The 23,246-nt window shown below is 72.6% G+C and carries 19 protein-coding genes; 10 read left to right on the top strand and 9 right to left on the bottom strand.

The annotated features are described in order from the left end of the window. Window positions 1-39 precede the first annotated feature (39 nt). Entirely contained in the window at window positions 40-1,014 is a 975-nt protein-coding gene (locus AB0H84_RS18430) for a LuxR C-terminal-related transcriptional regulator (protein ID WP_357604932.1), read from the top strand. Between the two features lie 87 nt (window positions 1,015-1,101). Here the strand turns inward: AB0H84_RS18430 and AB0H84_RS18425 are convergent, their stop codons facing one another. After that, window positions 1,102-1,545, bottom strand: a complete 444-nt coding sequence (locus AB0H84_RS18425; RefSeq protein ID WP_357604929.1) for an ATP-binding protein — start codon at window positions 1,543-1,545, stop codon at window positions 1,102-1,104. Window positions 1,546-1,719: 174 nt separating this feature from the next. On the opposite strand from AB0H84_RS18425, the gene AB0H84_RS18420 reads away from it, so the two are divergent. The 3 genes from AB0H84_RS18420 (at window position 1,720) to AB0H84_RS18410 (ending at window position 3,642) form a co-directional block, all read left to right on the top strand. Then, a complete protein-coding gene (locus tag AB0H84_RS18420; protein ID WP_357604927.1) occupies window positions 1,720-2,187 on the top strand; it encodes an adenylyltransferase/cytidyltransferase family protein in 468 nt (155 codons plus the stop codon). A gap of 69 nt (window positions 2,188-2,256) precedes the next feature. Then, complete coding sequence (locus AB0H84_RS18415) at window positions 2,257-2,844, top strand: hypothetical protein (RefSeq protein ID WP_357604924.1); 588 nt, start codon at window positions 2,257-2,259, stop codon at window positions 2,842-2,844. 54 nt (window positions 2,845-2,898) lie between these two features. Next, window positions 2,899-3,642, top strand: a complete 744-nt coding sequence (locus AB0H84_RS18410; protein WP_357604920.1) for a DUF427 domain-containing protein — start codon at window positions 2,899-2,901, stop codon at window positions 3,640-3,642. A 2-nt stretch (window positions 3,643-3,644) separates the two neighbouring features. Here the strand turns inward: AB0H84_RS18410 and AB0H84_RS18405 are convergent, their stop codons facing one another. The 6 genes from AB0H84_RS18405 to AB0H84_RS18380 form a co-directional block, all read right to left on the bottom strand. Beyond that, window positions 3,645-4,247 carry a TIGR03086 family metal-binding protein gene (locus AB0H84_RS18405; protein WP_357604918.1) on the bottom strand — a complete coding sequence of 201 codons (603 nt, stop codon included), beginning with the start codon at window positions 4,245-4,247 and terminating at the stop codon, window positions 3,645-3,647. A gap of 56 nt (window positions 4,248-4,303) precedes the next feature. After that, the gene (locus tag AB0H84_RS18400) at window positions 4,304-6,265 is read right to left on the bottom strand and encodes an endo-1,3-alpha-glucanase family glycosylhydrolase (RefSeq protein WP_357604915.1); all 1,962 of its coding nucleotides are present in this window, start codon (window positions 6,263-6,265) and stop codon (window positions 4,304-4,306) included. Between the two features lie 144 nt (window positions 6,266-6,409). Next, window positions 6,410-7,672, bottom strand: coding sequence for a M20/M25/M40 family metallo-hydrolase (locus tag AB0H84_RS18395; protein ID WP_357604913.1), 1,263 nt, complete (start codon window positions 7,670-7,672; stop codon window positions 6,410-6,412). Further along, entirely contained in the window at window positions 7,669-9,546 is a 1,878-nt protein-coding gene (locus tag AB0H84_RS18390) for a prolyl oligopeptidase family serine peptidase (RefSeq protein ID WP_357604910.1), read from the bottom strand. The genes AB0H84_RS18395 and AB0H84_RS18390 overlap by 4 nt, the downstream gene beginning before the upstream one ends. Window positions 9,547-9,550: 4 nt before the next feature. Beyond that, on the bottom strand, window positions 9,551-10,600 hold the full coding sequence (locus AB0H84_RS18385; RefSeq protein ID WP_357604907.1) for a C39 family peptidase: 1,050 nt from the start codon (window positions 10,598-10,600) through the stop codon (window positions 9,551-9,553). A 252-nt stretch (window positions 10,601-10,852) separates the two neighbouring features. Continuing rightward, on the bottom strand, window positions 10,853-11,086 hold the full coding sequence (locus tag AB0H84_RS18380) for a hypothetical protein (RefSeq protein ID WP_357605078.1): 234 nt from the start codon (window positions 11,084-11,086) through the stop codon (window positions 10,853-10,855). Between AB0H84_RS18380 and AB0H84_RS18375 the strand changes: the two genes are divergently transcribed. Genes AB0H84_RS18375 through AB0H84_RS18365 form a run of 3 tightly spaced genes read left to right on the top strand, consistent with a single transcriptional unit; the run spans window position 11,015 to window position 16,460 of the window. Next, window positions 11,015-11,287: a helix-turn-helix domain-containing protein gene (locus AB0H84_RS18375; RefSeq protein ID WP_357605061.1), complete on the top strand. Its 273-nt coding sequence runs from the start codon at window positions 11,015-11,017 to the stop codon at window positions 11,285-11,287. The two genes, AB0H84_RS18380 and AB0H84_RS18375, sit on opposite strands and share 72 nt — an antisense overlap. Before the next feature lie 29 nt (window positions 11,288-11,316). Next, window positions 11,317-11,565, top strand: a complete 249-nt coding sequence (locus AB0H84_RS18370; RefSeq protein ID WP_357604904.1) for a hypothetical protein — start codon at window positions 11,317-11,319, stop codon at window positions 11,563-11,565. 59 nt (window positions 11,566-11,624) lie between these two features. After that, entirely contained in the window at window positions 11,625-16,460 is a 4,836-nt protein-coding gene (locus tag AB0H84_RS18365; RefSeq protein ID WP_357604901.1) for a DUF4132 domain-containing protein, read from the top strand. Window positions 16,461-16,544: 84 nt separating this feature from the next. Here the strand turns inward: AB0H84_RS18365 and AB0H84_RS18360 are convergent, their stop codons facing one another. After that, window positions 16,545-17,654: a DUF5925 domain-containing protein gene (locus AB0H84_RS18360; RefSeq protein WP_357604898.1), complete on the bottom strand. Its 1,110-nt coding sequence runs from the start codon at window positions 17,652-17,654 to the stop codon at window positions 16,545-16,547. Window positions 17,655-17,713: 59 nt separating this feature from the next. Further along, the gene (locus AB0H84_RS18355; RefSeq protein ID WP_357604895.1) at window positions 17,714-19,435 is read right to left on the bottom strand and encodes a serine/threonine-protein kinase; all 1,722 of its coding nucleotides are present in this window, start codon (window positions 19,433-19,435) and stop codon (window positions 17,714-17,716) included. A gap of 96 nt (window positions 19,436-19,531) precedes the next feature. Here AB0H84_RS18355 and AB0H84_RS18350 point away from each other — a divergent pair, with 96 nt between their 5' ends. The 3 genes from AB0H84_RS18350 to AB0H84_RS18340 all read left to right on the top strand — a co-directional run bounded on the left by AB0H84_RS18350 (window position 19,532) and on the right by AB0H84_RS18340 (window position 23,246). Next, complete coding sequence (locus AB0H84_RS18350) at window positions 19,532-21,397, top strand: TrkA C-terminal domain-containing protein (protein ID WP_357604892.1); 1,866 nt, start codon at window positions 19,532-19,534, stop codon at window positions 21,395-21,397. Window positions 21,398-21,452: 55 nt separating this feature from the next. Beyond that, window positions 21,453-22,391 carry an S-methyl-5-thioribose-1-phosphate isomerase gene (gene mtnA / locus AB0H84_RS18345; RefSeq protein ID WP_357604890.1) on the top strand — a complete coding sequence of 313 codons (939 nt, stop codon included), beginning with the start codon at window positions 21,453-21,455 and terminating at the stop codon, window positions 22,389-22,391. Between the two features lie 81 nt (window positions 22,392-22,472). Next, complete coding sequence (locus AB0H84_RS18340) at window positions 22,473-23,246, top strand: N-acetylmuramoyl-L-alanine amidase (RefSeq protein WP_357604887.1); 774 nt, start codon at window positions 22,473-22,475, stop codon at window positions 23,244-23,246.

Raw genomic sequence — 23,246 nt, 5'->3', positions numbered from 1 at the left:
AAGAAGCCCTCAAGGAGTGGCAAATGGTATAACAGCCTGGTGGCCGAGATCACCCTGGACGTCTGCCAGCTGCAGGCGTTCGCCGAGGTGGGCTATCAGGTCGCGGGCGGTGGCGGCGCGCACGGGGCGATGGCGGCGCTGCGCCGGGTGGTCCCCGTCGACGCGTACGAGTTCGTCGCCTTCGATCCGGCCACGGGCCGCCACCACAGCGTCGTCTCCGACGGCCACCGGCGCATCGACCGCGACGCGGCCGAGGAGTACGCCGGTCTCGACGCGTGCCGCAGGGCCCGCGTCACCCGCGCCCCGGTGCGCATGCCCGAGCCGGACACCGAGCGCTATTTCCGCCGCCACCTCGCCCCCTACGGGTGGCGGGCCGGGCTGACGGCGCCGCTGTTCCTGAGCGAGGGTCGCTACACGGGGCTGCTCCACCTGGCCACGAAGGACGCCGTCTTCCCGCGGATCACGGGGGAGCTGCTCGCGGCGGTGAGCCCGATGCTGGCGCACGTCACCGACCTGACCAGATGCGTGATCGACCCGGTGGGGCTGCCGCCCGACTTCCGGGCGGTCGCGTTCGACCGGGCGGGGACCCGGCGCGAGGTTCCCGGGCACGAGACGTCGGCCGTGCTGTGGGACGACCCCGCGATGGCCGCGTTCGCCCGGGCGTTCATCGACTCGCGGGAGCTGAACAGGCACGGGCTCTGGCCCGACCGTGCCGGGCGCTGGCACGAGTTACGGCTGATCAGGGCCGGTGTCGGGTTCCAGGGGGCGCTGCAGGGCGCCATCGTGGCCGAGCGGCCCTGCCTGCTGCCGTACGACCTCACGGGCCGGGAGGTGGACGTGCTCACCCGGGTGGCGGCCGGCGACTCCAACCCGCAGATCGCCGCCGCGCTCGTGCTCAGCGTCCGCACGGTGACGACCCACCTGGAGCACATCTTCGCCAAGCTCGGCTGCGACAGCCGCACCCGCCTCACCACCAAGGCCCTCGCCGAGGGCCTGTGCCGCCTCGACGTCTAGCCTCCGGCAGGCCGGGGTCGCCTCGAGGTCCAGCGACCGGCAGGTCGGGGTCGCCTCGACGTCCAGCCTCCGCCAGGCCGGGGTCGCCTAGACGGCCACGCCGGCCGGGACGCGGGTGTGCAGCAGCTCGAACCAGACCGTCGTCGTGCCGTCCTCGCGCGTGAAGCCCCAGCGGTGGCTGAGCGCCTCGATCAGCGGCAGGCCCCGCCCGCTGGTGGAGTGCGTGCTCGTACGGCACACGCACGGCGGCCCGTCCGACCCCGCGTCCGACACGAGCACCCGCACCGCCGTCTCCGACCTGGTCATGGTGACCGTGAACGAGCCGCCCGACCCCGACCTGGTGTGCAGGACCGCGTTCGTGGCCAGCTCGCTGGTGAGCAGCGCCACGTCGTCGTACAGGGGGTGGTCGCGGCCGAGCGCGGCGGTCACGAGCCCCCTGGCCCTGGAGACCTGGGAGGGGACGCCCGGCAGCCTCGCCACCAGATCCCCGCAGCCCTCCCCGTCGAGGCGATGAAAGTCCGGCGGTGCCACGGCGACCTCCCCCAAATCCGGTGACTTTGTGAGACGCCCCGGCGGTGCGCCGGAGATTACCGCGAAAAGGTAGGAATGGGCTTGCCGAAGGTCTCCTGCGCGGCAGGGGACGCCGACCGAGTACGCTGCGATCGACGAGTCGTCCAGACCGTGGGGGAGAGCGTGGGAGGTCGCGTGAGCAGCCTCGAGGCCGTCTGGGTCCAACCGTACGATCGGCCGGGGGCCGCGGTCGTGACCGGCGTCTTCGACATCCTGCACGTCGGCCACGTGCGCTACCTGCGGGCCGTGGCCGAACGCGGGCTGCCGCTCGTCGTCGGCGTCGAGGACGATCCCCGGGTGCGGGCGTGGAAGGGGCCGAGCCGCCCGCTCAACCCCGCGGAGGAGCGGGCGGAGGTGCTGGCCGCGCTCCGGTTCGTGGAGGGCGTGTTCATCGTGACGGGGCCGCCCGAGGCGCACGGGCCCGAGGACTACATCGACCTGCTGGTGCCCATGCGTCCTGGGGCGCTCGCCCACACGGCGGGAGACCCGCACGCGGGCGCCCGTGCCGCCGCGGCCGCCATCCTGGGGAGCGAGTGCTGGGAGATGGCCTCCATCCCCGGCCGCTCCACGACGCGGATCGTGAACGCGGCGAGCAAGGGCTAGGAATCGGCCTCGGCCCTGGCGGGAGTCGGTGAGCGGACGGAAGGCCATGATCGCGTAATCTCTCCTGACATGACGGCCGATCTGGTGGCGAGACGCGTGACGAACTTCCTGGCGCCGCAGGTGCTGGTGATCGTCATGCCTCCGGTCGTCGGCCTCATCGCCCAAGGGTGGGGCGGGGCCGCGTGGGGCCTGCTGGCCTCCGCGTTCTGCGGCGGCGTGCCGGCGGCGGTGATCGCGCTGGGCGTGCGGTCGGGCCGCCTCGACTCGCACCACATCGTCGACCGGGCCCGCCGCACCGGCCCGCTGCTCGCCGCGGTGGCGGCCGTCCTGGCGGCGCTGGCGCTGCTGGTCGTGATGGGCGCGCCGACGCTGCTCGTCGCCACCGTCACCGCGATGCTGGCCGCCCTCGCCGTGACCGTCCCCGTCACGCTGCGCTGGAAGATCTCCTTCCACGCCGCCGTCTCCGCGGGCACGGTCGTGGTGCTCGCCCACGTGCTGCCCGCCTGGCCGACCGCGCTGGCCGGGGCCGCCGTCGTGGCGCTGGTGTGCTGGGCGAGGGTACGCCTCACGCACCACACCTGGCCTCAGGTGGTCGTGGGGGCGGCGGCCGGGACGCTGACGACCTGGGGGACGCTGGCCGCGTTCGGCGTGGGCTGATCCGTGCTCCCGGCCGACTGGAATAGTGGCGGCGCTCCCGGGGTTGCCGCGAACATGGACGTCACGAACCGCGGCCGGGTGCGCGTCGAGCGCACGGCCAAGCGTGTGAGGGCTTATCTCGGCGGCCGGGTGGTGGCCGACACCACCTCCGCTCTCCTGGTGTGGGAGGTCCCGTACTACCCCACCTACTATTTCCCGCTGGCAGACGTGGACGAGTCCGCGCTCAAGGCCACCGGCGCCACCGGTCACTCCCCGAGCAGGGGCGACGGCCTGGTGCACACCGTCACCTCGGGCACGGCCGAGGCGGCGGACGCGGCGCTGGTCTACCGCGACTCGCCGCTGGAGCAGATCCGCGACCACGTCCGGTTCGAGTGGGACGCCATGGACGCCTGGTTCGAGGAGGACGAGGAGGTCTACGTCCACCCGCGCGACCCGTACACCAGGGTCGACATCCTGGCGAGCTCGCGGCACGTGCGGGTGGAGGTGGACGGCGTCACCGTGGCCGACTCCCGCAGCCCCCGCATCCTCTTCGAGACGGGCCTGCCCGCCCGCTACTACCTGCCGAAGACGGACGTACGGCTCGACCTGCTGGAGCACACGGACACGGTGACGCACTGCCCGTACAAGGGCACGGCGGAATACTGGACGGTCAACGGCAAGAAGGACCTGGCCTGGTCGTATCGGACGCCGCTGCCGGAGAGCGAGAAGGTCGCCGGGCTGATCGCGTTCTACAACGAGAAGCTCGACATCTACCTGGACGGCGAGCTCCAGGAGCGCCCGCAGTCCAAGTTCTCCTGAGCTCAGGAGGAGGGGGTCCAGCCGGGGTCGCGGCCGAGGTAGCGCAGGAGCGTCGCCACGTCGTCGTCGCCCGCCTCAGGCTCCAGCGCGGCGGCGTACGCGCCCCAGGCGCGCAGCGGCTCGACGATCTCCTGCGCCACCTTCAGCAGCGGCCGGGCCAGCTCGGGCGTCAGCGGCGACGGCCGGCCCGTGGCGACCGCGATGTCCCAGGCGTGCACGGCCGCGTCGAGCGCGCACGCCGCCGAGCCGGACCACGGCGACATCTTGTGCGGCGGCACCGGCGTCGGCACCTCGGCAGCGTCCCGGTCGACGCCGGCCCACGCCCTGGCCGCGCGTGCCATCGCGTCCTCCGCGAACGCCGCGGGGTCGCCCGCCAGCTCGCCCGAGGGCTCGAACGGGTTGAACGCGGGGCCGGGCTCACCGGTGAGCGCGGCGGCGAAGCCGATCTGGTCTCCTGCCGCGTGCTGGAGCACCTGCGTGACGTCCCAGGCCGAGCAGGGCGTCGGGAGGTGCCAGGCGGTGGCCGGAACGGCGCCGACGACCCGGCGCAGCGCCTCGTGCGAGGCGTCCAGTACGTCCCAGCCGCTGGTGGTGTAGTCGCTCATCGGTGAGCCCCCTTTCGTTATGTCTCCACTCTAGCAGAACGGAATGATTTGTTCCACTACTTTGCCCGGGCGCTTGAGACCCCGCGGTACTGCAGGTCCTGCACGTAAGGCGTCGAGGTGACCTCGTACGGCGAGGTCGCCGTCGCCACGACGGCGCCGCTCCGCGAGGCGGACGCCGAGACCGACCCCGTCTTCAGCGGGAACGTCTTGACCGACACGCCCGCCGGCGCCGCGTACGTGTGCGTCTGGCCGCCGATCGTCGCCGTCACCGTGCCCGCCGCCGTCAGCATGCTGAGCACCTCGACCGTGTCACGCGGCTGCGTGCCCGCCGGGCTCGTGCGCAGCTCCATGAGCTTGGTCTGCGGGTACGTCGGCTTCGCGGCGTACGGCTGGACCCGGTGCGACACGTACAGCACGTCCTTGGTGATCTGCGGGCAGCCGAGCTTCATGCAGGTCAGGTAGTACGTGGAGAGGTCCAGCCAGGTCCAGCCCGCGTTCGCCGAGGGCGCGAACTGCGTGCCCTCGGAGTAGTCGTTCCAGGTCACGAGCTGCACCCACTCGGCCTTGCCGTCGATCGCGCCCTTCCAGGACAGCCGGAGGTTGTCGGTGTTGCCGGCCTCCTCGTAGATGCCCTGGTTGGGGCGGGAGTCCTGGATGGCGATGGGCTGCATCCAGATCTTGCCCATGCTGTGCGCCTTGTCGATGCCGGCGACCAGGCCGGAGTTCGCGGTGGCGTTGTGGTGGCCGAAGTTGGCGAAGCCGTAGCTGATCGAGCTGAACGAGTCCCGGTACCTGGCGAAGTCCAGGAAGCACGGCACGAAGGCGACCTCGATGCCGTACTGGGTCTTCATGGTCTTCATCCACTCCGACCACCAGGCGGGGGTGCGGGCCTCGGCCTTGAACGGCGAGACGACGAGCCGGTTGTCGGCGAGCCGGTAGACCGACTTCGACGCGGCCACCTTCGCCAGCGCGGCGGCCAGGGCGGCGCTGTCCACGCTCGCCAGGCCGTTCATGTCGGGCATGAGCACGATCTTGAAGCCGGGGTCGACCGCCTCGGCGGCCTTGATCAGGTTCTCGACGCGGGTCCAGTTGCGGCTGGTCACGGAGAGGATGTCGACCGTGAACCCGTCCAGGCCCGCCGCGACGGCCTGGCTCACCTCCGTCTTGAGGTCCGCGAGCTCGAAGTCGCCCGTCAGGGGCGAGCGCGTCAGCGGGCGGTCGCGCAGGAAGCCGCCGTACGCCTTGTGCTTGCCGCTCTCGCCCTCCGGCTTGAGCCAGTTCCTGGCGTAGTAGTCGCTCGCCGGCGCCTGGTTGTCGATCGAGACGGGGAACGGCGGGAAGTAGTGCGCGAACACCTTCTTCGACGAGGCACGCAGCTGCGCGGTGCTCGGCTTCGTGAACGCCAGAGGGCCGTCCGAGGCGGCGCTCTCGGTGTAGGTGACGGTGAGGCGCGGCTTGGCGCCGGCCGTGCCCTCCAGGGAGTTGAAGACGGCCTGCGGGCCCGCGGTGGCGGTGATGGCGAAGGAGTACGTCCCGTCGCCCGGGACGGCGCCGGTGAAGGCGCCCGTGACGTCGAGCTCGACGTCCTCGCCGCTGGTGAGGCCCTTCGCGGTGCCGAGCGTGGCGCCGAGCGCGGGGCGGGAGGGCCAGGTGACCGTGTCGGACCAGGTGGCCGTCACCTTGCGCGCGGCGATCGAGGTCTCCGTGGTCCGCGCGGCGGTCAGTTTCAGCGTGGCCGTGATGCCGGTCGCGTTCGCGGGCAGGCCCTTCACCGGGAACCGGACGAGCGCCTGCCGCTCCGCGGCCGCCTGGGCGTCGCACGTGCTCGGACAGGCCGACAGCCAGGTGTGGGAGCCGTGCGTCTGGGTGGGGCTGGCCTGGCTGAGGTAGGTGTCCTGGTCGGCGGTGATGGTCACGGACTTGGGCGCCGCGGCGGCGCCCGCCGGGACGGCGGCGTACGTTCCCGCTCCGGCGAGCGTCACCACGGCCACGAGTAACGCTCGGAGACGGTTGTGCATGGGTCCTCCACGAATCGGGCTACGGCCGCGCTCCGGGCGGCCGCCTTTCACCGATCCAGGGTGGGCCAAGATCAATCCAGCTGTCGGGCGTTTGGGAAAAAACGGGCGGAAGGTGCGGAAGCCTCCCGCCCGCTCACCGTACGGTCAGGTGAAGAGGCGGGCGAGGACCCGGGTCCCGAACTCCAGGCCCTCCACCGGCACCCGCTCGTCCTTGCCGTGGAACATCCCGAAGTAGTCCAGGTCCGGCCGGAGCATCAGGGGCGCGAAACCGTACCCCTTGATGCCGATCCTGGCGAAGGACTTCGCGTCGGTGCCGCCGGCCATCACGTACGGCACCGGCCGGGCGAGCGGGTCCTCGGCCACCAGCGCGCCCGCCAGCGTGTCGAAGAACTCCGAGGGGTACGGCGCGTCGGGCGCGTCCTCCAGGTTGACGAACTCGCGGGTGATCTTCGGGCCGAGCAGCGTGTCGATCGTCTCCAGGAACTCCTCCTGCGTCCCCGGCATGTAGCGCCCGTCCACGTGCGCCTCGGCCGTCGAGGGCACCACGTTCACCTTGTAGCCGGCGTCCAGCATCGTCGGGTTCGCCGAGTTGCGGATCTGGCTCTTGAACAGGCTGCCCAGCGGTCCCAGCCGGGCCGCCTCCTCGTCCAGGCGGTCGAGGTCGATCGGCCGGCCGGTGATCTCGGACAGGCTCTGGATGAGCGCCGCGACCGACGGCGTCAGGCGTACCGGCCACTCGTGGGAGGCCAGCCGCGACAGCGCGTGCACCAGCGTGGCGACCGGGTTGTCCACCGGAGGTCGGGAGCCGTGGCCCGCCACGCCGTGCGCGGTGAGCTTCATCCAGGCGGTGCCGCGCTCGCCGACCGCGATCGGATAGACCCGGTGCCCGCCGGAGGCCACGCTGAAGCCGCCCGACTCGCTGATCGCCTCCGTGACGCCGTCGAACAGCTCCCGGTGCGCGGTGACCGCGTGCCGCGAGCCGTAGTCGCCCGTCGCCTCCTCGTCCGCCAGGAACGCCAGCACCAGGTCGCGCTTCGGGCGCACGCCGCGGGCCGCCAGGTCGAGCGCGGTCGCGAGCGTCATCGCGCACGAGCCCTTCATGTCGACGGCGCCCCGCCCGTACACGCAGCCGTCGGTGATCTCGCCGGAGAACGGGTGCATCCGCCACTCGGCCGGGTCGGCGGGCACCACGTCCAGGTGGCCGTGGACCAGCAGCGCGTCGGGGGAGTCGCCGTCGATCCTGGCCACGACGGTGGTCCGCCCCGGCGCCGACTCGAACACCACCGGTTCGATGCCCGCGTCCGCCAGCAGCGTGGCCACGTACTCGGCGGCCGGGCGCTCGCCCGAGCCCGGATTGGTGGTGTCGAACCTGATCAGATCCGAGCAGATCTCGGCGACGCTCTTCACGCTCTCCCCTTCAGTGTCAGCGGCGGCACCTCGGGCGTCTCCATGCCGAAGATCAGCCCGTAGAAGGCCAGCTCGGCCTCCAGCACCGCGACGATAGTCTCCTCCCTGCGCCAGCCGTGCTGCTCGCCAGGGTAGGTGAGCAGGGCCCACTCCTTGCCGTGCCTGTCCAGCTCGGCGGTGAACCGCTCGGCCTGGCTCACGTCCACGATCGCGTCCTCCAGGCCGTGCAGCATGAGGCACGGGCCCGAGGTGCGGTAGGCGTTCAGCAGCGGCGAGCGCTCGGTGTAGCGCTCCCGCGTCTGGGGCAGCGGGCCCACCAGACCGTCCAGGTACCGCGACTCGAAGTCGTGCGTCTCGGCGGCCCAGCTCTCCGGGTCGGTGATCGCGTAGTGCGCGACCCCGCCCGCGAACACGTCACTGTGCACGAGGGCCGCCACCGTGGTCCAGCCCCCGGCGCTGCCGCCGCGGATCGCGAGCTTGGCGGCGTCGGCGCGGCCCAGCTCGACCAGGCCCCTGGCCACCTTGGCGCAGTCCTGCACGTCCACGACGCCCCACTGGTGACGCAGGCGTTCGCGGTAGGCCCGGCCGTACCCCGTCGAGCCGCCGTAGTTGACCACGGCCACGCCGATGCCCCTGCTGGTGAAGTAGGCGATCTCCAGGTCGAGGACGATCGGGTGGCTGCCGGTGGGGCCGCCGTGCACGAAGATCACGTACGGGCCGGGGGCCTGGGCGCCGGCCGGCGGGTAGATGTGCGCGTGCACGCCCTCGATCGTCACGGCCTCGGGAGTGGGGAGCAGATCCCGCTCCGGGAGCGGCTTGCGGGCCGACACGATCTCCCGCGCGCCGCCCTCCTCGAGATCGACGAGGGTCACTTCCAGCGGCGTGTACGGGCTCGCCCCCACGCCCGCCACCTTGCCGCCCGCGACCGACACGGTGGACGACCAGTAGGTGGCCGGGCCGCCGATCTCCCGCAGGCCGCCGGTCTCCGGGTCCAGCACGCCCAGGCGGCGGTGGTCCGGGGTGCCGTACACGACGGCCAGCTCACCGGTGTCCGCGACGGCCAGGTACGTCATGCCGGGTTTCCACGCCGCCGAGCCGAACTCCAGCTCCATCGGGGTGAGGTTCCGGCCGGGGGAGCCGTCGAGGTGGACGAGGTGGACGTTCCACCAGCCGGTGGGGTCGGTCACCGCGTACAGGCTGGCGCCGTCGCGCCACTCGGCCTGCGCGACCGACTCCTCGGGGCCTCCGGCGACCACCCGGTACTCACCCGCCGTGCCGTCCTCCCGCAGGGGGGCCACGCAGAGCTCGGTGCCGTCCCACGGCATGTTCGGGTGGTCCCACCCGATCCAGGCGACGTGGCGGCCGTCGGGGGAGAGGCGGGGGTTCATGAGGAAGTGCTGGGCTGCGACGATCATCCTGACGGGGCCGCCGTCGAGGGGCACCGCCACCAGGTCGCGCACGTCGTCGCTCTCGCGCACGGCCCAGACCTCGTCGCGGCCGGGCGGGAGGTACAGGTCCGCGTAGCGCGCCGGTCCCTCCGGGGTGATGGGCACCGGAACCCCGGACTTCTGCGCGGCCGGGGCGTCGAGGCGGTAGAGGCGCTGGTCCGCCCAGTTGGTGAAGACCAGCCCGCCGCCCGGCAGCGGCCGCCAGGAGCGGCCGCCGTACTCGATCACCCGGTTGCGCGCGTTCCAGCCCGGCGGCAGCGCGTCCGTGCGGGTGCCGTCGGGGAGGCGGCGCACCACGCAGCGCCGCCCGCCCTCGTGCGGGCGGGGCTCGTCCCACCAGACCTCCACACCGGAGGGCGTGGCCACCGCCTCCACCCACAGCGGGCCGCCGTCGGTACGGGCCACGTCGATCGGTCGAATGCTCATCAACTCACCAATTGCCGTCGGTACAAGGAGGAAGGGGATGCTCGGGTGGGTGGAGGATGTACGCGATGCCCCCGCTGCCCGAACTCCGCAACCACACGTTCTCGAACGCTGCCCGCGGATAGACCCTCCGAACCGAGGCATCGTCGGGCGCGGCGGGGTCGTTCACGATGACGTCGCCCTCGGCCGTGAAGCCGGTGACGACCAGGATGTGGCCGTCGGTGGAGTAGCAGGAGCCGGGCAGCTCGTGCGCCTTGAACGACTGCGAGGTGATCACCGGGATCCCGGAGCGTACGAACGCCTCCAGCTCCACCGCCGACCGCAGCCGCGTCACGAACCCGGCCAGCCCGTACCGCCCCGCGTACGCCACGTTGAACGGCCAGTTGCCGGTGCCCAGGTAGCTCGTGTCGTACGTGCCCATGGCCGCGTGGTCCACCATGGGCGCCGGGTCGCCGTCCCCCACCCAGGCCAGCTCGGCGGCGCCGGGGCCGCGGCCCCAGTAGCCGAGCACCATGGCCACCGAGGTTGGGCCGCACCAGTTGACGCCCCCGCCGTCCCACCGCAGATGGTGCCCGGCGTGCGCGTGCTGGGAGTGCCGGGGCACCGCCAGCTCCACCGGCCCCGCCGCGCCGGGCGCGCTGGGCGCCACAGGACGTCGCGGCACGGCCGAGGCCATCACGCCCAGCCCCGTCACGCGCGCGCCCGCGCCGTGCGAGGCCACCCGCACCTGGTACGACAGCACCGGCCGCCGGGCCACGAACGTGTCCACCGCCACGTCGCCGTCCTCGTCGCCCTGGCCGGGAACGGACGTGCGCGGATCGCCGTGCTCGGACCAGCGGCCCATGACGTACCACTTGGTGAGATCGCCCCGCTCGGTCCTGGCCCGCAGCGCCACCTCGATCCAGGAGCCCGGCGGGGTGCGCGCGGTCCACGAGGCCACGAGCTGGGTGGCGGGGAACCCGATCCGGCGCTCATCACTGCTCCACGAGTCGCCCGCGGGTACGGCGAAGCGGGCGAAGGCCACGCGGGCCAGATCGACGGTGAGCACCAGCCACATTCTGGTTTCGCACCCCGTGTCACACATCGGATGGTTTACGTACCAGCCCGATTGTGCCGGTGATGATCTCTACGGTCCGGGTCATGACTCACGCGCTCGCCCCGCTACCACCCGCCCGGGCCCGGCTGGACCCGCGACCCGGTGGTGACCTGCGACGGCGGGCGGCTGCGGTTCGAGTCGTTCTCGGTGTGGCAGGCGGCCTGCGCCCAGACGGGCATCGGATACCCACTACTCGCACCTGGTGTGACCGCTTCAATCGATGATCGCGGTGACTTCGGCCTCGATGAGGATGCCGGGCTCGAACAGCATGTCCACCCCGATCAGCGCGGCCGGCGGCGTGGCGAGGTCGAACTCGCGGGCCGCCTGTTCGATGCCCGCGTTGCGAAACAGCCACGAGATCTCCTGATCGGTTATGTGATCGAGGCGCTCGGTGAACGCACCCTCCGCTTCAGCGAACTGCGTGACGAGGTCGAGGGCATCAGCCACAAGATGCTCACCCAGAACCTGCGCATGCTGGAGCGCAACGGCCTGGCCGAGCGGAAGGTGCATCCCACTGTGCCGCCGCGGGTCGAGTACACCCTCACCGAGCCGGGTCAGGCCCTGCGCGCGACGGTTGATCTCATCTGCGGCTGGACCCATCAGTACTTCGGCCACATCGAGACCGCCCGCCGGCGTTTCGACGCCTGACGGCTCAGTCCGAGTCGGCGGGACGAAGGATGCAGCCGCTGGCCGGCCAGCGCACCCTGGTGACGGGCCCGCACCTGGGCGCCGCGGACACCGACATGATGGCCTGGTACGACGGCGACAAGACCGCCCCCGAGGTGATCGTCGCAGCGGCCCTCGACGGCATCGAGGCGCACTGGCCGGAGCTGCTCGCCGACGCCTGGAGCCGCCAGGTGAAAGCGTGGCTGTCCGAGGACCCGGGCGTCATCTACCGGGAAACAGAGGCCGTTCTCACGGCCTGACCCCCGCCGAATGTCGTAGGGATGATCAAGAATGGCGTGCCATGGGATGGATCGGGATCGTGACGGGCCATGAGCTCACCGTCGAGGGGACGCGGCGGCCGGTGCTCGCCTGCCGGACGGCCGCGGGCCACGTGCTGGCCAAGGTGCCCGCCGACGTCAGGAAGGACCCGACCGCGGTACGGCTCGCCGCCCTCTGCGACCGGCTCGGCGAGCATGCGCGGGCGGTGCACGACCGGGTCGAGTCCTGGATGGTGCGGTCGCTGCCCGTCCCGGCTGCGGTGTTCGCGGCGGTGTGGGACGACCCGGTGTGGCGCGAGACGCTCACCGACCTGGTCATCGCCCCGATCGTCGGCGGCGCGCCCGACCTCGGCCGCTGCGCGCTCCTGCGCGAGGGCGCGTGGACGGACGCGGACGCCTTCGCGGTCCCACACCCGCTGCTGCTCGGCGACGAGCTGCCCACCTGGCGGGGACGGAACCTCACGCAGGTTGTCGAGCAGGTACGCCGCGAGGTGTGGACTCGTCCCGCGGGCATGGACCGTACGTTCGGCGTGGTCGACATCTTCGGATACCTGGACGCCCGGTACGAGAGCGGCGCCGCGTTCGAGCGCCGCGTGCACGAGCTGGGCGGGCGCATCAAGGGGGGCAGAGCGCGGTTCACCGTGCACGCGCCCGAGCCGCTCGGCATCGAGATCGACCTGGACTGGAGCGGGCCGATGAGCCCGGCCTACATGGAAGGGCTGAGCTTCACCGCGGGCGGCCGGGAGATCGGCGACATCGCCTGGTCCGAGGGCGTCCGCATGCTCATGGCTCTGTACGCTGACCGCACCGTGGACGAGACGGAGCCGATGATGGAGGCGGCCGAGGCGTACTCCCGCTACTGCGACGCCCGCCAAGGCGAGCCCGGCACTGTGGCGCCCTCCGGCTTCACCGGCCCGACGCGCGACGTCCAGCTGCGCGCCGGGGCGGTACTGCCGGGCACGCCCGCCGGCTCCGACGAGGACACGTGCGTCGCCGTCCGCTACGAGCACGCCGTCCTGGACGAGCCGGTCGTCGAACTCGTCCGGCGCGCGGCCGCCGACGGCGACAAGGCCGAGAAGTCGCTGTACGACCTGGGCCCGGTGGCGGAGACCGGCGTCGGCACCGTGCACGCGGGCCCGCTCGGCTTCCTCGCCTCCGCCCTGCACCGGTACCCGGCGCACCGCGCCCGGATCCTGGCCGTGCACACCGACCTGCGGGCCGCCCGCGGCCTGGCCGCCCGCAAGCCCGGCCTCGCGCGCACCGCGCTCACCCGTACCGGCGACGATCTGGAGACGCACGCGCCCGCGCTGCTACCGCCGTTCTACGAGGAGTGCGCGCGGATCCTGGCTGACGCGGGCAGCGCCCGCTTCGCCGCCGCCTTCTTCGAGAAGGCCCGCGCCGCCGAGGACGCGCACGCGCTGCCGGTCGACGAGGCCGCGCTCGTCGCGGCGCACCTCGCCGCGGGACCGGACGCCGGAACGGCCACGCTCAAGAAGCACGGCAAGCGGCTCGCCGCCCGCCATCCCGCCCCCGGCGCGTACCGCTGGCACCGCAGCCTGCTCACCGAGTGGTGCGAGGAAGTCCCGGACGGCGCGGACGGCGCGCTGGCCCTGGCCGACGGCTGGGCGGCGCTGGCGAAGGCCGCCGGGCACGCGCTCGGCGGGCCCGAGGACGAACGCGCCGTACGGGCCTTGCTGGAGAGCGGCTGCATGGAGTCGGCACCGCAGGCCCTCTGGACGTTCGTCCTTCCGCTGCTCGGCCCGATGGCACGGGCGGACGCGGGCATCGGCCGCGCGCTCCTCGGCACCCTGCCGCTGCCCGCCAAGGACACCCCCAAGGCGAAGAGCGCGGCAGTGTCGCTCCTCCTCGGCAACCTCGCGGGCGCGGGCCTGACCGCCCCGTTCACCACGTTCCCCGGGCCGGCGGGGGCGGCGAAGGACTGGCTCGGCCGCTTCCTGAAGCGGTACGCGGGGTTAGCACTCCCCGTCGCCGGTCTCGGCGACCTCCTGCACGACGCCGGTACGCGGCTGCGCGCGGAGGGCCTCACCTGCGACGACCATGAGGCGGTGCTGGGATCGGACGAGGACGAGGTCAACCGCTGGGAGGAGACCGCCGCCGACCTCCCGCTCCTCGATCTCCTCCTGGACACGGGCGTCCCGCTCGCGCGGCCCCGGCTGCTGCACACGTTCAAGCTGTACGACAAGCTCGCCTCCGGAGCGGGCAGCGACCTGGCCGCCGTCGCCGCCGACCCGGACTGGGCTCCGCTGCTGCGCGACGCGATCGTGGGCAACGTGACCAACCAGCTCAACGTCACCGAGCCCGCCGCCCCGAAGCAGACCGCTCCCGAGACCGTACGGGCCCTGACCGCGACACCGGGAACGGCGCGGATCGTCGCCGCCATCCTGGCCGAGCATGCCGAGCGGGTCCCCGATCAAGGGCTTCCTGACGCGCACGCCGCCCTGTGCGACGCCCAACGGTTCACCGTCGCCGGAGTCCCTGGCCCCCTCCTGGACAGCGTCCGGGCGATCGCGACCGGGACGGACCCGGCCCGCGCCCTCGCCACCACGCTGAGCGGCGGCGTCCTCGACGAACTGGAGTTGCCCGCCTTCGTCCCAGGCCACGTCCACACCATCACCGACTACCTGGAAGAGAGCGGCACCGACCTGCTCCTGATCGAGTCCGGCCGGCTCTGGGCGCACAAGTTCCGCGCCTCCGTCGTCACACCGGAGGGAGTCGGCCCGTCCCACGGCTTTGGCACGTACGAGGACGTCTCGAGCCGGTCCCACGAACGGACCGAGGCGCGCGACCTCTACGACCGCTGCCTGATCGCCGTGAACGGCCGGGTGACCGTGCTGGACCACGGCGGCCCGCACTGCCCGCACGGCAGCGCGCACCCCGCCGCCCGCCACGTCGTACCGGCCGACGGCGAACAGGTCGCCTTCCCCGGCGGCGCCGAGGCCACCGTGTGGCGCGGCCAGGGCCGGATCATCGAGCTGCGGGACCCGGCCGGGCGGACCATCGGCCGCTACGTCCGCGGCTGGGGCAGGGTGCCCGAGCATCACGGCGCCGAGAACATCGGCACGGTCGAACACCACCGCTACGCGTCCGGCACCCGCCTGGTCGCGCCTCCCGGCTGGTGGTCGGCGATGCGGCCGCGCGACCCCGAAGGATCCAGGGCGCTGCGCGCCGTCGACGAGAAGAAGGCGCAGGCCCTGATCGACGTCGCGGACGCCGCGCTCGCCGCCGACCTCATGCGGGTGCTGGACCCCGAGAGCCGGTACGCGGAGAGGGACGCCGCCCGCGACGAGCTGGCGGGACGGCTGCGCCCGCTCCTGCCGGAGATCACCGACGAGTCGCTCTGGAAGGGCGTCACGTTTCTGGTGTGGACGGCCGTCGAATGCCGCGAGCGCGCGTTCGCCCTGCTGGAACGCCTGGCGCTGACCCCCCCGCCCCACCTGCGCCCGGCGCCCGCCTCTGCGGCACCCGCCGTCCGGTCCGAGAAGTCCCCCGAGCCGGACGATCCGGGGCCTGAGTCCGCGTACGAGAGGATCGTCCACTTCGCCCGTGCCGCCGTCGAGGTGCCGTACGACAAGAAGATCGCGACATTCGACGCCTCCGCCGTCAAGGGGGTTGAGAACACGCTGGGCCGCCTCGGCGCCGCCGTCCTGGAGGCCGCGTGGGGCGACGGCGGCGGGCGGGCGCGACTTCCGGAACTGGCCGCCGTCCCCGAACTCCTCCGTACCGACGGCACCTGGCACGTCGCCCGGCTGCGCCCGGAGTACGACCTCGGGCAGATCCGCTCGGGCCACGGCCCCATCATGGCCGCCGCCGTCGCCGACTACGAACAGGTGGGGCACGGTTACGCGGTCACGGCGCTCCTCCACACCCCGGACGGCCCCGACCCGCTCCTGTTCACCCGCAACCGCGTCGTCGAGCTGCGGACCTGCCGCGGCTGGGGCGACCAGGACCGGCTCAGGCGGGCGCTCGACCTGATCACCGAGAACGGCCCGCCGCCCGTGGACCGGGAGGCGACCGCACGCGCGTTCGCCGGGGCCACCGGTCTGTCACCGGCCCAGTGCCTGATCCTGCTGTCCCCCTCGGCCCGCACGCTCTCCTGGCCGGACGGCTGGGCGCGGGGCCGCGTCGCCGCCTTCCAGGAAAGCGACGCCGCCCGCGCCCGCGGACTCGGCCTGACCGAGATCGAACTGCGCGTCGCCGCGCTCTCCCTGGAGGCGCTCACCACCACCGACGAGGCCGTCGAAGTCGTCGAGCTGCTCGTGCCCGATGACCCCGCCGACCTCTGGCGTACGGGCCCGGACCTGGACCGGGCGGTCGCGTACTGGACGGAACGCCACCCGAGGCTCACCCCGCTCACCACCGGGCAGTGGGTCACCCTCGCCTCCGGCGCCGAGGACGCCCTGGAGGCGCTGATCGCCCTGCTCGGGGAGCGTCGGTCCGTACCGCCGCTGGGTCACATCGCCCGCGCTGTGAGGCTCCTGGCCGAACGCCTGCGCAAGGACCACCCCGCCCGTACGACCGCCGCCGCCCGCCTGCGTGACCTGCACGAACACGTCACCGGCCCGGACACGACCCTGCCCGTCGCCGCCGGGGTCACCTCGGTCACCGCCCTGGAACGAGCCGCCGGAGCGACCGCGGCCCACCTTCCGGAGAGCAGGCTCGCCATCGGCGAAGCCCTCACCCTGGAGCCCGCCGGAGACGGCTACCGCGTCCACCTCCGCCCGTCCGGCTGGCCCGACCTAAACGCGCTGGCCCCGGCCCTCCGCCGCGGCGGCGCCACCGATGTCGCCCCGGTCATGGAGGACCTGCGCTTCCTCCGTTCGTCGGAGCCGCTGGAGGCCGCGGCGCGGTGGGAGTGACGTTCCCGGGGGTGTGCGGGTGGTGACAGGCGCTGGCGTCCCGAAAACGCACGCGTTTTCGGGATCTCCCGTGATGGGGCGGGATCAGAGGTACAGGCCGGTGGACTCGTCGCCTGGATGGGCGGTGATCTCGCGGCCCGCGCGCAGGGCGTACAGCTCCGCCAGCGTCGCCCCCGACGAGCTCACCCCCTTCGACGAGCCGAGCCAGGCGACGGCCTCCTCCTTGGTCAGCGGCCCCACCTCGACCTGCGCCAGGCACCGCCCGGGGCGGACTACGGCGGGGTGGAGGCGGGCGAGGTCCTCGTTGGTGGTGATCGCCACCAGGACGTCGCGCCCCTGGCCGAGCAGGCCGTCCGTCAGGTTGAGCAGCCGCGAGAGCCCCTGACCCGCCTGGGCCTTGGCGCCCGAGCTGATCAGTTCGTCGCAGTCCTCCAGGACGAGCAGCCGCCAGCGCTGCGCGTCCTCGTCGGAGTCGTAGCCGACGGCCACCTCCATCAGGTAGCCGGGCTCGTTGAACAGGCGCTCGGGGTCGAGCACGCAGTCCACCTGGCACCAGTCGCGCCACTGCTTGGCCAGCGCCCGCAGCAGCGTGGTCTTGCCGGTGCCGGGCTCGCCGTGCAGGAGGATGAGGCGGCCGTTCACGTCGGCAGGGGTGATCGACATGAGCCTGTCGAGGGCCGGGCGGACCTTGGCCGAGTAGTTCTTGCTGATCTCGTCCCAGGGCTGCGCCGTGATCGGCTTCTCCGAGCGGGTGCCGCCGTGCATGCCGCGCCACCAGAAGCCCATCTCGACGTGGTCGACCTCCGGCATGGCCTCTTCGGCGCCCTCGATGCTCTCCGCGAGCACGCTCTTGGCCAGCTCCTCGTTCACGGCCGTCACGCTGACGGTGGCCGTGCGGTTGCGGTGACGTACGACGCGCAGGGTCCAGCCGTCGCCGCAGATGAGCCGCGACTCCGTCCCGTCCTCCACCCGGGCGGTACGCAGCACGCGCCCTCCGGCCGGGCTGAGCGGGGCGTCGGGGCGTACGCGCTCCAGGTTGGCCAGGCGGGACCACGGCTGCGCGCCCGTCGCGAACGGCGACAGCGCGAGGGCGTCGATGACGTCGATGGCGGAGTCGGCGTCGTCGATCCAGATGTTCATCGGGAGCTCAGAGGACTCCGGGGTGGGGAACGGCACCTCCCTGATCACGGACATAACGGTAATGATCCAGCCTCGGGCCGTCACATGTCGAAGGGTTTAGCCGAAAAATCTGCCTAAGGTTGGCTCTTGTGGAGGTCGCCGGTCTGGGTGACGAGGTCGTAGCCCGGCACGTCCCGCCAGGTGTAGGTGAGCGTGTCGCCCTTCTTGGCGAGCCAGATGGTGCCCGCGATGCAGCCGCCCTTGTTCGCTCCCAGCGAGAACGTCAGCCGCTTCTCCTCCACCTTGGTCAGCGTGATCGTCCCGCTGCAGCTCTCCGGCGGGTTCTTCTCGCTCCACGCCGCGGTGGACGAGCCGGGCTTCAGCACCACGGTGTTCTCGGCGCCGTCGGCGTCCATGGGGTTCGTGCTGGTGGTGTGGCCCGTCCACGTTCCGGCGAAGGAGGCGGGGATCTTGAGGTCCCCGCCGGTGCCGGTGGTCGGCGTGCCGGACGCCGATGGGGAAGCTGACGCGGACGCCGAAGGGGACTCCGAAGGGGACCCTGAAGGGGACGCCGAAGGGGACTCTGAAGGAGACGCTGACGGCGGCGCTGATGAGGACGCGGTGGCCGAGGCCGACGGAGGGGACGAGGCCGAGGACGAGGCAGAGGTGGAGCGGTCGTCGTCCCCTGAGGGCGTGGTCGGGGTGCGGTTGGGGTACAGGGTGGTGGCGACGGCCCCGGCCAGGACCACCGCCACCGCCGCCGAGACGCCGATGAGCAGGCCCCGCGACCGGCCGCGCCCCGTCTCATGGGTGTCCGCCACCCGCGAGCCCGGCCCGGTCTGGTGTGCCGAGGGGGGATGCGGTCCGGTCTGGTATGCCGCCCCGGGACGTGGTCCGGTCTGGTGTGCCGTCCCGGGAGGTGGCGCCGTCTCGTACGCCGCCCCCTGCCGCGGTCCCGACCCGTACGCCGCCCCGGGAGGCGGCCCCGTCGGAGGGCCGTCGCCGGACGACGGGCTGCCGGGTGAGGGCGGAGCCCCAGGGCCGTGGCTTCCAGCCGGCCCCGGTACGTGGGGGTTGACCAGGGACACCATGAGCTGCTGGGCCGTGGGGCGGCGGGAGGGCTCCTTGGCCAGGCAGGACGCGATCAGGCCGCGCAGGCGTGGCGGCAGCGCCGTCAGGTCCGGCTCCGCGTGCAGCACCCGGTGCAGCACGGCGGGCACGGTGTCCGCCCCGAACGGGCTCGCGCCCGTGGCCGCGTACAGCATCGACGAGGCCCAGGCGAACACGTCGGAGGCGGGCGCGGCCGGCGAGCCGCTGATCTGCTCGGGCGCCAGGTAGGCGGGGGTGCCGATCAGGCCCGACGTCAGCGTGGCCGCCCCCTCCGCCCGCGCGATGCCGAAGTCCACCACCCTGGGCCCATCGGGGCCGAGCAGCACGTTGGCCGGCTTGAAGTCGCGGTGCACGATCCCGGCCGCGTGGATGGCGGCCAGCGCCGTGGCCGTGCCGACCGCCAGGCGCTCGAGGTCGCCGCCGCGCAGCGGGCCGCGTTCGCGCACCCGATCGGCCAGGGAGGGGCCGTCGACGTACTCGCTCACGACGAACGGCCGCGGCCCGTCGGCCGAGACGGCGAGCACCCGCGCCGTGCAGAAGGAGGCGATGCTCTCCAGCGCCTCCAGCTCCCGTGCCAGCCTGGCCCGCGTCGTCCGGTCGCCCGCGCTCAACAGCTTGATCGCGACCGGCTCGCCCTCCGGGGAGTGGGCGAGGTAGACCACGCCCTGCCCGCCCTCGCCGAGCCGGCCGGACAAGCGGTAGCCGCCCAGGGATGCCGGATCGTCTGGTGCCAGGGGGCTCGCCATGGGCGATACGTTACCGGTCTTCATGCGTCCGCCAAGATCCACCGGTACCTTGGGTCGCTACGTCAAATCACTCCTTACACGGAGGTATGGGGGAAAGTGTCGAAGGTCACGTTCCGTGAGCGGGCGCGTTACTGGTTCGACAACACCATGTCCAAGGGGACCGCCTCGCTGATCGGCTGGCTGGCCGTGGTGTCGCTGACGCTGATCGTGATCGTGGCGGCGCTCACGCTCTGGCTCGCGCCCGACGAGCCGGACGGCGTGGCCGGTCCCGGGCACGTGCTCTGGATCGCGCTGATGCACGCGCTGACCCCGAGCAAGGTCGCCAGCGACAAGGGCTCGACGGCGTACATGGCCGTGATGTTCGCGGGCTCGCTCGGCGGGCTGTTCATCGTCAGCATGCTGGTGGGCCTGCTGTCGAACGGGCTCAAGCAGAAGGTGGACCGCCTGCGCAGGGGGCGCTCGCGGATCGTCGAGTCCGGGCACACGGTGATCCTGGGCTGGTCGGACCAGGTGTTCACGATCGTGGCCGAGCTGGTCAAGGCGCACGCCAGCGAGAAGGGCTCGGTCATCGCCGTCCTGGCGGAACGTGACAAACTCGCCATGGAGGAGGACATCCGCGAGGCGGTCGGCGACCTCGGCAGGACCCGGCTGGTCTGCCGTACGGGGCGGCCCACCGAGCCGCGCGACCTCGCGCTGATGAACCTGGCCAGCGCCCGCTCCATCGTCGTGCTCTCGCCGGAGAGCGAGGACCCGGACGCGCACGTCATCAAGATCCTGCTCGCGCTGGCCAAGCGCGACGGCACGCACCCGCCGGTGGTCGCCGGGCTCACCTCCAGCCGCAACATCGCCGCCGCCCGCCTGGCCGGTGGCCAGGATGTGCACCTGGTCGACTCCGACGACACCGCCTCCAGGCTCATCGTGCAGTCCTCGCGCCAGTCCGGCATGTCCGTCGTCTGCATGGACCTGCTGAACTTCGACGGCGGCGAGATCTACCTGCGCACCCCCAAGAAGCTCGTCGGCGTCACGTACGGCGAGGCGCTGCACGCGTACCAGACCGCCTCCGTCATCGGCCTGCGCCGGCCGGCCGGCGTCGTGCTGAACCCGCCCACCGACACCGTCATCACCGCCGACGACCAGGTCATCGTCATCGCGCACGACGACTCCCACATCCGCCTGGCCGCCGGCAAGCCGTCCCTGGACGAGGCCGCCATCGTCGCGGCCGAGGCGCCGCCCACCGAGCCCGAGCGCACGCTGCTGCTCAACTGGAACGGCCGGGCCGAGCAGATCATCCGCTACCTCGACGGCTACGTCGCCCCCGGCTCCGTCCTGGAGGTCGCCGCCGACCACCCCAAGGCGGGCGCCGGCCTGGCGGGCCTGACCAACCTCACCGTGAACGTCAAGGACTGCGACACCACCGACAGGTACGCGCTCGAGTCGCTCGGCGTCGGACTCTTCCAGCACGTCATCGTCCTGTCCGACGACCGCTTCGACGCCCACCACTCCGACACGCGCACACTCATGACGCTGCTCCAGCTCCGCGACATGCAGAGCGCGCTCGGCGAGCACTACTCGATCGTCAGCGAGATGCACGACGAGAGCAACCGCGCCCTGGCCGAGGTCACCGAGGCCGACGACATCGTGATCAGCGACACCGTCATCGGCCTGCTCCTCGCCCAGCTCGCCGAGAACCGGCACCTGGCCGACGTGTTCGGCTACCTCTTCGACTCGCGCGGCTCGGAGATCTACCCCCGGCCCGCCGGCTCGTACGTGACGACGGGGACGCGGGTGACCTTCTCCACGGTCGTGGAGGCCGCCAGGCGCAGGGGCGAGACCGCCATCGGCTACCGCAGCGCCCACGAACGCAACGTCCCGCCGCACTACGGCATCGTCCTCAACCCGGACAAGTCCGCACCGATCGTGCTCCACCCGAGGGACTCGGTGATCGTCCTGGCGGAACGCTGACCTCGCCCGCCGTCCAGGTCACGGAGAACGGGCCGCGCCGCCGTACATTTGCCCTGTGAGGACCATCGACTGGGTGGACGGCGCCATCGAGCTCGTCGACCAGACCCTGCTGCCGGACAAGTGCGTGATGCTCCGCATCCACACCGTCGACGATCTGGTGGACGCCATCCAGCGGCTGGCCGTGCGCGGCGCGCCCGCGCTCGGCGTGGCAGGGGCGCTCGGCGTCGTGCTGGCCGACGGCGACGCCGCGCAGATCGCCAGGCTCCGCGCCGCCAGGCCCACCGCCGTCAACCTCGCGTGGGGCGTCGGCCAGGCCGTCGCCCACCTGCACGAAGGCCGCGAGGCGGTGCTCGCGGCCGCGCTGCGCGTCCGCGACGACGACATCGCCGCCTGCGTGGCCATGGGGGAGCGCGGGGCCGACCTCCTCGAAGGCGACAGACTGCGGATCATGACGGTGTGCAACACCGGCGGGCTGGCCGCCGTCGAACGCGGCACCGCGCTCGGCGTCGTACGGACGCTCCACGAACGCGGCCGGCTGGCCGAGGTGCTCGCACTCGAGACCCGCCCGCTGCTGCAGGGGGCCAGGCTCACCACCTGGGAGCTGGCCAGGATGGGCGCGCCGCACCGGCTCATCGCCGACTCCGCGGGGCCGTACCTGCTGGCCAGGGGCGAGGTGGACGCGGTGCTCATCGGCGCCGACCGCATCGCCGCCAACGGCGACACCGCCAACAAGATCGGCTCGTACGCCCTCGCGCTCGGCGCGGAGCGCGCCGGGGTGCCGTTCGTGGTGGTCGCGCCCGAGTCCACCATCGACCAGAACACCCCCTCCGGCGAGCACATCGAGATCGAGGACAGGGGAGCGGACGAGGTCGTGACCGTCAGAGGTGTACGCGTGGCGCCTGAGGGAACGCGAGCGCTGAACCCGGCCTTCGACGTGACACCGCACGATCTCATCACCGCGATCGTGACGGACAAGCGGGTGATCCGGCCGTAGGTCAAATCCCACATCTTCAGGACCTGTCCGCGTCCCCCGCGTTACGCTCGGTGGTCCCGACCGCGACCCTCGGAGCTCACCGTGGCAATCGACCTGGTGTTACGGCGCGACTGGAACGCCCGCGCGCCGCGTGGTGACTACACCCAGCTCGACTCCACCAAGGGAGTGAAAGTCCACTACACGGGCGGCAACGTCGATCCCGGCATCGTCCACGATCACGCCGGGTGCGTCGCTCTGGTGCGCTCGATCCAGGCGTACCACATGGACGGCAACGGCTGGATCGACATCGGATATTCGTACGTAGCCTGTCCGCACAAGAAGGTGTTCGAGGGCCGGGGCCTGCACCACCTGCCCGCCGCGAACGGCCCAGGACTCAACGCCGGCCACTACGCCGTGCTCGGGCTCGTGGGCAACTCGGGGCTCGTGCAGCCACCCGACGGGGTGCTCCACGCGATCCTGGACGCGGTCCAGTACGTGCGTGACAAGGGCAGCGCGGGCAAGGAGATCAAGGGGCACCGGGACGGATACTCGACCGACTGCCCAGGAGAGCCGCTCTACGCATGGGTACGGCGGGGCGCGCCCCGGCCCGGTGGAGGCACGGAGCCGGAACCCGGGCCGGTCGCGCCGCCGTTCCCCGGGCGGCTGCTCACGTACCCGCCGGTGATGCAGGGCGACGACGTGCGCACCTGGCAGGCGCAGATGAAGCGGCGCGGGTGGGCGCTGACGGTGGACGGGGCGTACGGCGCGGAGTCGCGCGACGTGTGCCGCAGGTTCCAGCGCGAGCAGGGCGTCACGGACGACGGGATCGTGGGGCCGGTCACGTGGCGGCTGGCATGGGAGGCCCCCGCCGCCTGA

Origin of the sequence: Nonomuraea sp. NPDC050786, assembly GCF_040654115.1 — a bacterium.
GTDB lineage: Bacteria > Actinomycetota > Actinomycetes > Streptosporangiales > Streptosporangiaceae > Nonomuraea.
Note: the sequence above shows the minus strand (reverse complement) of the source record. Positions and strands in the feature narration are given on the sequence as shown.

Bases quoted from the DNA above. Each gene is read 5' to 3' on its own strand.
- AB0H84_RS18415 (WP_357604924.1), top strand. From the start codon at position 2,257: ATGACGGCCGATCTGGTGGCGAGACGCGTGACGAACTTCCTGGCGCCG.
- AB0H84_RS18410 (WP_357604920.1), top strand. From the start codon at position 2,899: ATGGACGTCACGAACCGCGGCCGGGTGCGCGTCGAGCGCACGGCCAAG.
- AB0H84_RS18405 (WP_357604918.1), bottom strand. From the start codon at position 4,247: ATGAGCGACTACACCACCAGCGGCTGGGACGTACTGGACGCCTCGCAC.
- AB0H84_RS18400 (WP_357604915.1), bottom strand. From the start codon at position 6,265: ATGCACAACCGTCTCCGAGCGTTACTCGTGGCCGTGGTGACGCTCGCC.
- AB0H84_RS18390 (WP_357604910.1), bottom strand. From the start codon at position 9,546: ATGAGCATTCGACCGATCGACGTGGCCCGTACCGACGGCGGCCCGCTG.
- AB0H84_RS18385 (WP_357604907.1), bottom strand. From the start codon at position 10,600: ATGTGGCTGGTGCTCACCGTCGATCTGGCCCGCGTGGCCTTCGCCCGC.
- AB0H84_RS18370 (WP_357604904.1), top strand. From the start codon at position 11,317: ATGCAGCCGCTGGCCGGCCAGCGCACCCTGGTGACGGGCCCGCACCTG.
- AB0H84_RS18360 (WP_357604898.1), bottom strand. From the start codon at position 17,654: ATGTCCGTGATCAGGGAGGTGCCGTTCCCCACCCCGGAGTCCTCTGAG.
- AB0H84_RS18355 (WP_357604895.1), bottom strand. From the start codon at position 19,435: ATGGCGAGCCCCCTGGCACCAGACGATCCGGCATCCCTGGGCGGCTAC.